This is a genomic window from Paenibacillus phyllosphaerae (assembly GCF_014192105.1).
Lineage (GTDB): Bacteria > Bacillota > Bacilli > Paenibacillales > Paenibacillaceae > Paenibacillus_Z > Paenibacillus_Z phyllosphaerae.
Genome location: NZ_JACHXK010000003.1, coordinates 195432 through 207855, shown reverse-complemented (window position 1 = coordinate 207855; position 12424 = coordinate 195432). Strand labels below are relative to the sequence as shown.

Sequence of the window (12424 nt, the reverse complement as noted above, 5' to 3'; positions counted from 1 at the left end):
CAGCCGCTCCGGATCATGCGTTTAACGATTCAACTTCCATCTGCCGCTCTGCCTCGCCTGAGCACTCCGGGCGGGCGCACACGATATAGAAGAAAGTGACTCTCTCCGTATCGACTGTATCCATGATTTCGTTGCAATGCTTGCAAATGACCGTTCCGAGATTCAAATCGCCAGTGGTGTTCGGCATGGTTCTTCCCCCTTCTCGCGTGCAAATTCGGCAAGCTGAATGTCCGCGTCCCGGTTGCCGGGAACCGTATCGTACTTCAGGGTCTCCTTTCGATTTCTAACTGTATTATAAATCAAAATGGATATAATGTGTAATATATATTTAAAAATGAGCTATAAATATTTTTTATTATGACGTACTAAACGATGTGTATATCTCATATATGACGTACTATATAAAGGAGAAGCCATTCGGAACATCTCATCGGTTCAAATAGAAAGACCGCCCACGAAATGTTCGCGGACGGTCGAATTAAGGTTAAGATATCTTCTTATAACAGCGGATATAATCAATGACGCATTCGCTCGGATACGTCGGCTTGGTGCTTGACCCGCTTTCTGAAGACGGGATCTCATAAATGTTCAACATGAATTGCATCGGGTATTGCGGCGACTGCGCGGAGCGATGAATCAGCTCATTGTCGATATAGAACTCGACCCCCTCGTCCGTCCAATTCACAGCATAAATATGGAACTCGGTCGGATCGATCGCAAACGTCCGTTCGAAAAATTCTTCATACAGCGTCTTATCTCCGAATGGATGGATGCCGAATCCGATCGTGCATTGATCTTCTTGCACATTCCAGCCTTTCAATTCAAAAGGGCAGATCTCGGCGGATTGCTCCGGTTCCTCCTCGAATCCGATCATCCAGAACGCGCAGACATTGTTGGGATTAGCGATGCCCTTCATCCTGATCTCGACATAACCATACATCGGCGTGAACAATCGTTCGGCGGCTTGTTCTTCTCGAACGACGCAGTCTGGCGAGAATCTGTGTTGACCGTATCCAGTGCCTGCAGGTCCGGAGAATACCCCCGTCTGGAGGTTGCTGACCTTCACGTCGCCATTGAACTCCGGGGACCACGGTACTTGGTCCTCGGTGATCTGAAGCACAAGCTGACTGTCCTCGAAGCGATAATTCGCTTCCGTGTTGTTGCGGCTGCTCCATTGCGGCAGATAGTACGGCAGCCATTTGGTCCGATCCAGCTCGCGTTCATCAAAATCATCCTGAAACACGAGCTCATAACCTGCTTTGTCAACGCTATTCCTTGGGTAACCTTGGCTTGGCTTCATCTGTTCCCTCCATGAATCGATATCCCTCTTCCATATTATAACATTCGGGAGCGCAAGGAATAGAACAAATGTTTGCAACGGATCTTCATGGTTACGTTAGCTTTGGTACGTTAATTACTGTTTAGCGAGGGGCGTGCCTTGCCCGTCTTGTTGCGAAGCGACATGCCGAAACAGATCAGCAGCACCAAACTTGCCACTATATAAGGGACGTTAATATTCATATCGAACAGGAAACCGGCAATGATCGGCCCGATGATGTTGCCCAGGCTCGTAAAGGCCGAGTTGAGGCCGGCCACATAACCTTGCTGGTCTTCCGCCACCATGGACATCTGCGTGCCGATGGCTGGGCGCAAAATATCGATAGCCAGGAAGATGACGAAGGTAACGGCGAAGATCAACCAGAATTGATGGACGAACAGCGTCAATAGAATAAACACGCCCGCGAAGAACAAGCTGACCGAGATGACCCGCTTCTCGCCGAACCGGTTCAACAGCCAACCGAATGCCGTAAGCTGGACCACCGCGCCGGCGATCGATCCGAAGGTAATGATGAATGCGATATCTTTGGGCCCGAACGAGAATTTATGATCGACGAATAGTCCGAATATCGTCTCGAAGTTGGCCAGACCGAACGACATGACGAATACAATGATCAAGCTGAAGAAATAAGGTTCGCGATAAGCATACCGCAATTGCGTGAACAGACTCTTGGCCGGTTCGGCTGCGGCTGGCGAAGACGATAAACTCTTCCGCGCTTTCGGAGATTCAGGCAAGACGAAGATATTGATAAGGGCTGCGATAACTCCGGCTACGCCGGCAGCGTAGAAAGGCACGCGGATACCGAACTCCGCAATGTAGCCTCCGATTCCGGGACCGATAATGAACCCTGTCGTAATCGCTGCGTTAATATACCCCATGCCCGTGGCACGCTCTTCATCGGTCGTAATGTCTGCAGCATAAGCCATGACGGCCGGCATCACCATTGCCGCGCTAATCCCGCCGAGCATTCTGGCGGCGAACAACAGCCAGGTTTGACTCGCAATGCCGAAGAGCACTTCGGAGATGGCGAACAAGACCAAGCCGATAACGATGATACCTTTTCGACCGAACCGGTCCGAGAGTCTGCCGGCCACCGGCGAGAACAACAGCTGCGTCAGCGAGAACGCGGCCACCAGCAGTCCGGCAATGCCGCCGGTGATGCCCAAGCTCTCAATGAACTTCGGCATAATCGGGACGATAAGGCCGATCCCCGTAAAGACGAGGAAGAGATTAAACATGAGGATTAATAACGATCCTCGATTTTTCAACAACAATGCCATTTTCCGTGTTCCTCCTGTTGCTCGAGAGCAATACTGAATATTCATTCAAGATGTTGTCATAAAAAAGGCCAGCCGCTGAAGGCTAGGCAATGCCGTGCAAAAATACATCGATCGCCAAACGGTAAATGGCCAGCGCTTCCTCGCGCTCCATATTCCGGCTGTGCTGACTTAAACCTAGCGTCAGGCTGTCTAGAATAATAGCAAGCCGCTCTACGTCGTTCACTTTGAATTCGCCACGATCCACGCCCCGCTGAAGCAGTTGCCGGTTGAACGCCAGATAATCTTGCACCATCTCGTTAATGCGATCTTCCACGTCCGACGCTTTCTCCGCATTATTGAAGAACTCATCGACGGCTTTGGTCAGCGGATGGTTCAGTTGGTCATGGGCCAAGTGCTCTGCCAGGCCATACAGCTTCTCGGTCGTTGTCAGATATAGCGGCTCCTTGGACAGCCACGTTTCTTCCCATTCCGTGTTCCACTCTTCAATGAGATGGAAGAATAGCCCTTCCTTGCTCTTGAAATGATAATAAATATTACCCGGGCTGCATCCGGTCGCCTTCACGATATCTTCAATGGATGTCGCCTTGTAGCCCTTCTGCACGAACAAGGCTTTGGCCGCATCGGCAATCCGTTTCTTCGTCTGTTCCGTTTGCTGCTGCTTCTTATTCACGCATACCGCACCTCTTCCTGGCGGATATCCTGGGTATGTACCGCCGTCACATCAATACTGAACTTTCATTCAGTATTGTAACGGAAGACTGCCGGTTAAACAAGACTAGACAGATCGTCTTTTCTCGCTTACCGGCGTACCACGCTATGTCGGGCTCAAATCTCTCTCGTATACATGTTCTGATCCTGCAATCGAATCAGCACTTTGCCGAAACGCCCGCCCTCGTGGATGACGACTTTGTCGGACGGATAGGTCTGTTCCAAATAGTCGGCAATGAGCTGCTTCTTCTGTCCATCTACCGTCAGACGGTGATGGCCAAGCCAAGTGATCGCTTCCTGCAATGCCGCTTCCTTGGAGAGTTCCGTCGTTTTCGTCTCCCGCGTGATCAGCGATTCGTACGCATAGCCTTTCAGGTACAGCAGATGCAGCAGATACCCGAATTCCATCTGTTTGGCTTGGTACGGACGATCGGTGACGAGCGGCCAGACTTCCTTCACCAGGCTATGCTCGTGCGGACTCGCGGGCATACTCAAGTAACAAAACTTCTTGGCGCACTGGAGCACCTTCTCCACGCTGTCCCAATCGTGAATGACCGGGCACATCGATACGAAGACCAGATCGAATGCTTGGCCCCAGCCTTCGGCCTGCACGTCGATATTCTCGAACGGTTCGGTGACAATCTTCACCTGGTCTTCGGCGAACTTCGCGGTGTTGGTTTCCAACAATTCGACCTGTGGCAGCGAGGTCTCGATCGCGGTCACACGAGCCCCGCGCTCCGCGAACGGCACCGAGAACACGCCTGTAGCGGCGCCGATGTCCAAGACGGATAGGTTCTCGAACGGTATTCCCTGTCCTTCAATCCAGTTCAGAATTCGTTTGGACCGTTTTCTGCCCTCTTCGCTAAAGGATTGTTCGTTGAACGTCTTCGCTTTTTGGTCAAACGCTCTCGTAGGGTCGATCCCGGCACTTCTCATTTTGTTGATTCCTGTATCGGAATCTTCTTTCCACGCCTTCTCCCAGACGGCCGCATTGAAAAAATCGTTCATTTTTATCGTTCCTCGCTTTTTTACGTAATGGTGTACAGATGGCTCAAAAGTTAATTAGAGATATTAAAGACTCTTGTTATCTATAATACGACGATATAGCGCCAAGTTGCAACACGAATTTCCGTGCTTAACCTTCCATAGCATGCAAAAACACGCCATCAAGTGGCGTGTTCAGGTTGGTTCGTCGTCCGAACGATTTACAGGCTGTTGGTTTCTTCTTCCGTAAGCGTGCGGAATTTATTGACGCTTCTAAGGAATCTTTTGCCGTCCGCGAGAATGACGGTCTTCTCGTTGAACCCGCTGATCGTCGTGATCGGGCGTTGGCGAACATTATTCTGAGAGACGAAAACCAAAACTTTGTGTTTAACCGCTAATTCGAAATCTTTGTCCGTTTCCAATGATTGTCCGGCTGCAAATGGCATATATAGGTCCTCCAATTTTTAAACGTTATCGAATGCAATAATAACGCAGTTTGAGGGTACAAGCAACCTTATCAAGCAATTCCTTCCTAACGCGTCCCCCGTTCGATCACGCGCTCGAACCATTTCCAGGGAAGAAGCGCCTTGCCCCACAGCGCGAGCGTCGATCCTCGGCCGATCGGATAGCGAAGGCGAGGCGATCGCGCACGCGCAATTCTTCCGATCAGATCAGCGACCTGCTGCGGATCCGGCGCGGTCTCGGACGTGCGCCGCGCATAGCGCATAATCGCCTCCAGCCTGCGGACATAAGGGGAATTTCCGGAGCTGCGGATCTGTTCCAGCCCTTTGTCCCAGATCGGCGTCCGGTATGCGCCCGGCTCCACCAATGCGACATGGATGCCCAGCGGTCCCAATTCGTGACGCAGACTTTCGCTGAATCCTTCGACGGCAAATTTGGAGGCGGCATAAGGCGCATAACCCGGGAATCCGATCCGGCCGCTGACGCTGCCTATGTTGATGATTATGCCGCTGGACTGCTTTCGCATGACGGGTATTACCGCTTGGGTCATCGCCACGAGACCGAAGAAGTTCGTCTCCATTTGGCGCCGCCAATCGTCCATCGCCACCTCCTCGACGAATCCGCCGACGGCAAATCCGGCGTTGTTGACCAATAGATCGATGCGGCCGTATTTATCGAGCGTCTCGCTTACTGCTCGCGCAATGGAGAGCGGTTCCGTGACGTCGAGCGCAAGAATAACGATCCGCTCGGCCACTCCGGTACGTTCGGCGCGCTCGAGCAGTTCTGCCGCCTTACGCGGATCGCGCATCGTCGCAATGACGCGATACTGCTGCTTCGCGAGCTCGATTGCGGTCAACATGCCGAAGCCGCTTGATGTCCCCGTAATGAAAGCGACTCGCTCCTTCGAAGACGAGGCCTGCTGCTGGTTGATGCTGGACATGGGTCACCTCCTTCATGGTGTGCACGCTGTCTAATACACTATAACTTAAGCTTACGCATGATCGGAACGCCGATTCCGTTCAGCAGACGTTCCAAGAGCGTCCAACACCATCTTCGGCTCGGCGGCAGATGCTTGTCGTAGACGGCAGAATACTCCATGTCTGCGACGGCGCCGCGATTGCGTTTGAATTGGGCCGCTCCCGCGCTCTCATGGAGCAGCTGGCCGTTCTCGTGCGCTTGCCGCAACAGGCAGGCCGACAGCATCCGGTAAAGCCCGGTAGATTGAGGGAGCGAGGTATCATATCCGAACAACGGCGTGGTCATGACCCCATTGCGGCAGAAATAACCCATGACGGCATCCAGCCTTCCATCCTTGCGAAGTCCGTACAGCGTTAGTGCGCCTGTTTGCTTAGCCATGCGGATAAAGGATTCGTCGAATTGCGGGTTGTCGTATGAATATTTGTCCAGATAGAGCATGGCGTATAATTGCGCGATACGGGGAATGTCTTCTTCCGTCAGCTCCGCTGCGGAAACGAATTCATAGCCATTCCGCTGAACCAGCTGCAGATCGCGTTTTAGGAGCCATCGCGACTTGGCATTGCCGACCGCCTTCTTATCCGAGCGGTACATATAGATTTGGCGGCTTGGCACCAGTTTGCAGCCCTCAGCCCGCAGCGCCGACAGAATCGGTGCATGCAGGGTCGGACAGAGCGACCGGAACACGATCGCATGATCAGGATATGCCGATCGGACTTGTTGCAGGACGGCCACGGCTTGCTCCTCCGAGATGGAGGGGAACAGGTTGGTCGACAAGAGCCAGTTGTTCACGTGAACGGCACGATTGATCTGCGATTTGGTCATTCCCCACCCCAGGACGTCCAGCACCGCCGCTAACGCCTTCTCGGTTAGCGGGCGATTCAATAGCGCCAACTCTTGCTTGGCATAGCGAATATAGTGCGTGTAGGGCGAACAAACATAAGCATTATCGTATTCGCCTGCGTTGACCGTCAGCGGCAGAACGAGATCATCGATCTGCAAGACGTTTAGCTTCGTTCGGACATTGCGGATATAGCGGCCAGCCCCTTCGCGCATCAGCGGTTCCAGGTACGCTTGCGCGTATCGTCCGTCCTCCGTCTCCGGCCAAGTCAACCGGTCCAGCTGCTCATGCTCATAGAGGCGTACGCGTTCATTCATCCATTTGCCACCTCCTCTCCACTCGCCGCAGTTTGCGGACCCCCGGCGTGAACGAATAGGAAGCGAATGTAATGGCCGGGAGCCGGCAGTGCAATCGCCGGAGCAGTTCCTTCATCTTCACGGTTACTTGCTCCTCGATCGTTTCCCTGTCCGCCCCTGCAGCAAGTTGAAGCTCGACTTCCAGTTCCTGTTCCCCATGCTGGATCACCCGATACTCTTCGATTGCAGGGGAAGCGGCAAGAACGGCCCGTGTGACATAATCGGGGAACACCGGCGTAAGCTTCCCGCTTGCAAGGCTCTTCATATAGAAAATATCGTCGCACCGTCCCTCGATACGCTCGATTGCCGTGAAGACCGAGCCGCAAGGGCAAGGTTCCGCTTCGGTCAGCACATCGTTCAATCGATAGCGGACGATCGGCTGGGTCGTACGGGAGAAATCGGTGACGACCGGCACGAATTTGCGCTTGGTCGGATCTTCTTGCACGTATTCTTTCTCGATATGGACGATATCCTCGTTCAGATGGAGCGTTCCGTGCGAACAGGTGCTGGCAAGGAATCCTTCCGTGCATTGATAGACCTGGTGAATCGGCAGACCGAAGGTAGCTTGGATCACGCGAGCATCCAGCGGATCGAGTACTTCCGCAACGGAAATGATCCTACGCGGCACACTGATCAGCCTGCCTGTCCGCTTCTCCTCGGCAAGCAGCCTGAGTAACGACGGGGGCGCCGCCCAGATGCTCGGCTGATACGCTTCAAGTCTCTTCACATGATGCCCGATCGGTTCCAGCAGATCAAAATATTCGAACTGCAGTTTGCCGCCCCGCACCGATTCATAGAGGTTGCTGTTCGCCCGAAGGAAGAAGGCAATCTTCTCCGGTTGCCACAACGGTCCCGGCAGCAGCTTCGCCAGCATCGTCCCTGCCCAGGCGGATTGTTCGCGCCGGCTGACCAGGAACAAGCCGCGGTTGCCCGACGTTCCCGACGATAAGCCAACCGTGATATCCCCGGTCTGCGGGCGGAAATTACGCGTCGTCTCCGCTTCCAGGGCGATCTCCATCGCGGTCTCCTTCCGGATGCCGGCCGTATTCAGCCGATCGAAGTGTTCCATCATGTCCGTTTTGTCGATGATCGGGAATTGTCTCCACTGCGTCAGCGGCCGTTCGCCCCATAGTTCCTTGTAAAAAGGCGCGCGTGACTGCACGAACCGAAGATGACGGAGCACTTGCCGTTCTTGCCAACGCTCGAACGCTTCACGATCGGACCATTTACGCCCGAGACGGATCCGCATGTACTGCATGAGCAAGATCGCAAGGTCCTGCGCGCCTTTGCTGCCTTTCCCGGTCATGTTTTCCCCTCCCCGATTCCCATCTGAAGCGGCTCCAGACAATGGCTAGGGATAATGCGAATATGCGGATAGTGCTCATGCAGGCGGCATAACCTCTCGAACGAATCGTCATAACTTCGAGGATCATCCATTATGATACGGGCTACCGCATGCGGCTTGCGGCGTTCGCGATAGGCGATGCTCGACCAGACCGCGTCCGCGCACAAGAAGTACGCGCCCTCCGCCGTCGTCAGGAGCAAGCCGATTTGACCGGCTGCATGACCAGGCACGTCTACCGCGATGATGCTCCCGTCCCCGAACAGATCATATCCCGCCTCGAATGGAAAATCGTTCGGCAGCTGCAGCCGCGGCGTCTCCTCGACCAATAATGAGCGATTCTCGAAATCGTCCGGCAACAATCCGGGCAGGTACCCGGCTCTGACGGAAGCAAATGTGCCTAGTTTGTTGACCGTGGAGTAGGCCTCCTGTTTGTACAACAGGCGCGCGTGAGGGAAATCGCGCAGACCTGCCGTATGGTCGGCATGAAAATGCGAAAGCACTACGTAACGGATCTCCTCGGCGGGAATGCCATCTTTGAGTAGCTGATTCATCGCGCTGTCTTGGCTATCGAATGTAACGGGGGTAATCATTCTGTACAACGCTGCCGGAAACCGCTTCGTCTCTTCGAAGAAACGAGCGGAATAGCCGGTGTCGAACAAGATGCAGCCCTGCAGCGGATGTCGGATGCACGCGAACCCCGCCGGGAACGGCACCGGCTTGAAAGAACCGCCGCGCAGGGTTAGAAATTCAGGATGGCGGCAATAACCTGCCGCATACAGCTTTAGCTCAACCAGCACCTCTGAATTCACGCCTTGCGTTCCTTCGGCATGCTTCATCGGTGTTGCATTTAACGTCATTGAAGTCACCTTCCTTTCGTCCTCCACCACTCTGCGAATGCCTTTAGCCCATCCGAGAGGCCGATTCGCGGATCGTACCCGAGCAGCTCGCGCGCCAATGTAATATCGAGCGTCTGATGATAAGCGAGCACGCTGACCGAATACCGGGTTAGCGGCGGTTCTCCGAGCTTCGGCAGCAGACGATGGCTCCATTCCATGAGCGCCGCCGCACTATAGGCGACCGAATACGGAATTGCCCGCGTCCGCAGCTCCGTGCCCATCATGGCGAACAGCTCGTTCAGTACGTCGCGCAGCATGACCGGCTCGCCGTTCGATATGTTATAGGCTAGGCCCAGCGCCTCCTGCGGCGCTTCCCAGCCCAGGAGCATCGCGTCGACGACATTGTCCACGTACGTTAGATCAAGGGCGACGTTCCCTGCTCGGAACAGCGGTACGCCCTGCGACTCGTTCGCGCGCATCAAGCGCGGGAATACGGCTTGGTCCAGCGGCCCGAATATGGCGCGGGGGCGCAAGATGAGACCGGCGAGTCCTTGCGCGAACGCCTCTTGAACGACATGCTCCGCTTGCAGTTTGGTTGCCGCGTAAGCATTGACCGGCTTGGCCGGGAGCGCGTCGGACTCGCGTATGCCGATCCGGTCCTTATAATCGAAATAGATGCTTGGCGTGGAAACATGAATCAGGCGCTGAACCCCATGCTTCCGGCAGCCGTCGACGACATTCCTTGTACCGCCTACATTGACGGCCTGAAACTCGCGGTAATCGCCCCATGGAGTAGACAACGCCCCGCAGTGAAAGACGGCATCTTGGCCCGCGCAGGCCCGCGCTACGGCGGCAGCATCCCGCAAATCCGCTTGAACGAATCGTACGCCTGCAGCCTCGAGTCTCGCGCCTACGGCCTCATTTCGTCCCAAACCGGTAACGTTCCACCCCAGTTGGCTTAATCTCATGCACACATGCTGTCCTAGAAAACCGGTAGCCCCGGTTATTAATGCCTTCATGGTCTGTCACCGTTCCATTCTATGTCGATCGTCGTTGCTTGAACGAGCTTAATGCCGCGTTTACGGCTGGTACGCCATGCGTCTGCCAGAAGGAGCAATTGTTCCGCATATGGCCTGGGATCTGCCGCGCTGAACACGACATCCCGCGCCGAGCGGAATGCGCGCCGCCAATGGCGCAATTCGCTTATGCTGCGGATTCCGCCGAGTCCGGCGGCCACCATCGGGAGCGTAAGCATCGCGCCGCTCGATGCGTGTGGCGTCAGCAAGGTGCCGGCGATCGTCAGCTTGCTCGGGTGAAGGAACGCCGTTACGAGTCCTTCGCCTGTTCCGAACAGATGGACGCCGCTCGTCGCGCGAGGGTTGCATTCGATCGCATACAGTCGGCCGTCAGCCTCTTCAATGAAATCGAAGGCGATTTGTCCGGTGTAACGGATCGCTTGGACCAAGCTTCGTACCCACGCGAGCGAAGTTTCGTGTTCGACCGATTCAAAATAGACGGATGCGCCTTGACCGACGCGATAGCGGCTCGGATAGGCCGAATGGGCAATCAACTGCCCCTCGAACGCGACGCTGTAGGTGCAAATATGCCGTCCATGGACGAGGCGCTGAGCAACCCACGGCGCTGCCGGCGACACGGCTGACACGTTGTCCTTCAACATTCGACGCCGGTTATCGAGTGAATCCTCCTCGTGCATGAACAGCACCTGCGAAGCGAAGCGGGAATACGCCGGCTTCAAGACAAAGCTCTCGCGAATAGGCTCCGCTGCTGCCAGCGCAAGCCAATCTTCGCGCGTCTGAATGAGCTTGGTTGACGGTGTCGGCAAGCCAAGGCGTTCGGCAAGCATGACGAACCGCCATTTGTCATGCAGCTCGCGAAGCTGCTCGATCGGCGGCGCCCACACTTTGCAATGCGGATGAAGGCGGTCCAGTCCTCGGGCAACGTAAAAAATTTCTTCGCATGTCGGGATCAGGACATCGACACGCTCAGTCGTTACGATCGATTCAAGTGCCGCAAGGAACGGTTCGGTATCCGGATTGGGCGGTGGGACTTGGAAGCTGCGCGCAACCGCCCGGGAAACCCGGCATAGATGAAACCGCGCGCTCTCCGCGACGAGCACCCGATGACCGGCAGCATGGAAGGAACGCGCCAGCTCGAGCGTAACCGGCGCGCGTCCTCCGGTGAGCAGGATTGTAAGCGCTCTGCCGTCTGCGAAATCTTTAGTAGACAAGAACCATCCCTCCGAGCGATAGTCCGGCGGCCGTGCCGATCAGCAGCACCTTGTCGCCGCGCCCGATCTTCCCTTGGTTAATCGCTTCATGCAGCCCCATCGGGATGGAAGCGGCGATCGTATTCCCATGATTCGGCGTGATGTACATCAGCTGTTCTTCGGTAATGCCGAGCTTTTTGCGCAGCAGCCTCATGGCCATCGCGCTTCCCTGATGCGGAATGACGACTTTGAAATCGGCCATGCTTAATCCCGCCGGTATGAGCAGGTCGTCAACAAAGCCGGGCAGCAGTTTGGACGCCATCTTGAAGATCGCTTGACCGTTCATATCGAACAGAAAGTCCTTCTCCGTCGCCGCGTTATGCTCGCGAGGGTGCAAGCGTGTGCCGCCGCCGCGGATTTCCGATAACCTTGCGCCTTTGCCGTATGTCTTCATCGACGCGTTGAGGATTGCGGATGCTTCCCCCTCCTGGGAACGGCCGATGACCGCCGCAGCCGCGCCGTCCCCGAATAATCCCGCACTCTCCTTCTCGTCCCAGTTCAGTCCGACCGAGGCGATCTCGCTCGATACGAGGAGGACATGCCGGTAACGGCCGGCATCAACCAGGTAAGACATCACATCGAGCCCCGTGAGGAAGCTGATGCAGGTGGCGTCGATATCGAAGGCCGGAACGCCGGACATCTCTTCCCCAAGCGCGAGTTGAATGAGCGAAGCTGTGCTAGGCAGCGCTTGTTCTTTCGTTCCGCTCGTGCATACCAGGCAGTCGATATCCGCGAACGTAAGCCCTGCTGCTGCCAATGCCGCTTCAGCCGCTCGAGCTCCCATATATGATGCGGTCTCCCCGTCCCCCGCAAAGTGGCGAACGGCAACATCCGTCGTTTTGCGTACCCAGCCTGATCGGGTCTGAAGGCGCATATCCATTTCTTCATCCGTCACGAGGCGTTTCGGTAGGTATTTTCCCGTACCGAGTATTCTGACTTGTCTTGTATGCATAAGTTCCTCCGCTTTCATTGCTGTTTCGTACCATCTCATTCTAATCGGACGGAATAAAC

At 55.2% G+C, this 12424-nt stretch carries 13 protein-coding genes; all 13 read right to left on the bottom strand.

What is annotated here, in order from left to right:
- Positions 1–13: 13 nt before the first annotated feature.
- Positions 14–187, bottom strand: coding sequence for a GapA-binding peptide SR1P (locus FHS18_RS08595; protein WP_183599043.1), 174 nt, complete (start codon positions 185–187; stop codon positions 14–16).
- Positions 188–484: 297 nt separating this feature from the next.
- Positions 485–1300 (bottom strand): glycoside hydrolase family 16 protein, encoded by an 816-nt coding sequence (locus FHS18_RS08590; RefSeq protein WP_183599041.1) that lies wholly within the window; start codon positions 1298–1300, stop codon positions 485–487.
- A 110-nt stretch (positions 1301–1410) separates the two neighbouring features.
- Positions 1411–2619, bottom strand: a complete 1209-nt coding sequence (locus FHS18_RS08585) for an MFS transporter (protein WP_183599039.1) — start codon at positions 2617–2619, stop codon at positions 1411–1413.
- A gap of 82 nt (positions 2620–2701) precedes the next feature.
- On the bottom strand, positions 2702–3289 hold the full coding sequence (locus FHS18_RS08580; RefSeq protein ID WP_183599037.1) for a TetR family transcriptional regulator C-terminal domain-containing protein: 588 nt from the start codon (positions 3287–3289) through the stop codon (positions 2702–2704).
- A gap of 155 nt (positions 3290–3444) precedes the next feature.
- Positions 3445–4335: a class I SAM-dependent methyltransferase gene (locus FHS18_RS08575; RefSeq protein WP_183599035.1), complete on the bottom strand. Its 891-nt coding sequence runs from the start codon at positions 4333–4335 to the stop codon at positions 3445–3447.
- A 197-nt stretch (positions 4336–4532) separates the two neighbouring features.
- Complete coding sequence (locus FHS18_RS08570; RefSeq protein WP_183599033.1) at positions 4533–4757, bottom strand: hypothetical protein; 225 nt, start codon at positions 4755–4757, stop codon at positions 4533–4535.
- Positions 4758–4843: 86 nt separating this feature from the next.
- Positions 4844–5713: an SDR family oxidoreductase gene (locus FHS18_RS08565; RefSeq protein WP_183599031.1), complete on the bottom strand. Its 870-nt coding sequence runs from the start codon at positions 5711–5713 to the stop codon at positions 4844–4846.
- A 38-nt stretch (positions 5714–5751) separates the two neighbouring features.
- Positions 5752–6906 (bottom strand): GNAT family N-acetyltransferase, encoded by a 1155-nt coding sequence (locus FHS18_RS08560; protein WP_183599029.1) that lies wholly within the window; start codon positions 6904–6906, stop codon positions 5752–5754.
- Complete coding sequence (locus FHS18_RS08555) at positions 6899–8251, bottom strand: F390 synthetase-related protein (protein WP_183599027.1); 1353 nt, start codon at positions 8249–8251, stop codon at positions 6899–6901. Before FHS18_RS08555 ends, FHS18_RS08560 begins: the two co-directional genes overlap by 8 nt.
- The gene (locus FHS18_RS08550; RefSeq protein WP_246427540.1) at positions 8248–9147 is read right to left on the bottom strand and encodes an MBL fold metallo-hydrolase; all 900 of its coding nucleotides are present in this window, start codon (positions 9145–9147) and stop codon (positions 8248–8250) included. The genes FHS18_RS08555 and FHS18_RS08550 overlap by 4 nt, the downstream gene beginning before the upstream one ends.
- Before the next feature lie 5 nt (positions 9148–9152).
- A complete protein-coding gene (locus tag FHS18_RS08545) occupies positions 9153–10145 on the bottom strand; it encodes an NAD-dependent epimerase/dehydratase family protein (RefSeq protein WP_183599025.1) in 993 nt (330 codons plus the stop codon).
- Positions 10142–11374 (bottom strand): ATP-grasp domain-containing protein, encoded by a 1233-nt coding sequence (locus FHS18_RS08540; protein WP_183599023.1) that lies wholly within the window; start codon positions 11372–11374, stop codon positions 10142–10144. Before FHS18_RS08540 ends, FHS18_RS08545 begins: the two co-directional genes overlap by 4 nt.
- Positions 11364–12365: a beta-ketoacyl-ACP synthase III gene (locus FHS18_RS08535; RefSeq protein WP_183599021.1), complete on the bottom strand. Its 1002-nt coding sequence runs from the start codon at positions 12363–12365 to the stop codon at positions 11364–11366. The genes FHS18_RS08540 and FHS18_RS08535 overlap by 11 nt, the downstream gene beginning before the upstream one ends.
- Positions 12366–12424: the final 59 nt, after the last annotated feature.

Bases quoted from the DNA above. Each gene is read 5' to 3' on its own strand.
- FHS18_RS08575 (WP_183599035.1), bottom strand. From the start codon at position 4,335: ATGAACGATTTTTTCAATGCGGCCGTCTGGGAGAAGGCGTGGAAAGAA.
- FHS18_RS08555 (WP_183599027.1), bottom strand. From the start codon at position 8,251: ATGACCGGGAAAGGCAGCAAAGGCGCGCAGGACCTTGCGATCTTGCTC.
- FHS18_RS08545 (WP_183599025.1), bottom strand. From the start codon at position 10,145: ATGAAGGCATTAATAACCGGGGCTACCGGTTTTCTAGGACAGCATGTG.
- FHS18_RS08570 (WP_183599033.1), bottom strand. From the start codon at position 4,757: ATGCCATTTGCAGCCGGACAATCATTGGAAACGGACAAAGATTTCGAA.
- FHS18_RS08565 (WP_183599031.1), bottom strand. From the start codon at position 5,713: ATGTCCAGCATCAACCAGCAGCAGGCCTCGTCTTCGAAGGAGCGAGTC.
- FHS18_RS08590 (WP_183599041.1), bottom strand. From the start codon at position 1,300: ATGAAGCCAAGCCAAGGTTACCCAAGGAATAGCGTTGACAAAGCAGGT.
- FHS18_RS08560 (WP_183599029.1), bottom strand. From the start codon at position 6,906: ATGAATGAACGCGTACGCCTCTATGAGCATGAGCAGCTGGACCGGTTG.
- FHS18_RS08585 (WP_183599039.1), bottom strand. From the start codon at position 2,619: ATGGCATTGTTGTTGAAAAATCGAGGATCGTTATTAATCCTCATGTTT.
- FHS18_RS08550 (WP_246427540.1), bottom strand. From the start codon at position 9,147: ATGACGTTAAATGCAACACCGATGAAGCATGCCGAAGGAACGCAAGGC.
- FHS18_RS08595 (WP_183599043.1), bottom strand. From the start codon at position 187: ATGCCGAACACCACTGGCGATTTGAATCTCGGAACGGTCATTTGCAAG.
- FHS18_RS08535 (WP_183599021.1), bottom strand. From the start codon at position 12,365: ATGCATACAAGACAAGTCAGAATACTCGGTACGGGAAAATACCTACCG.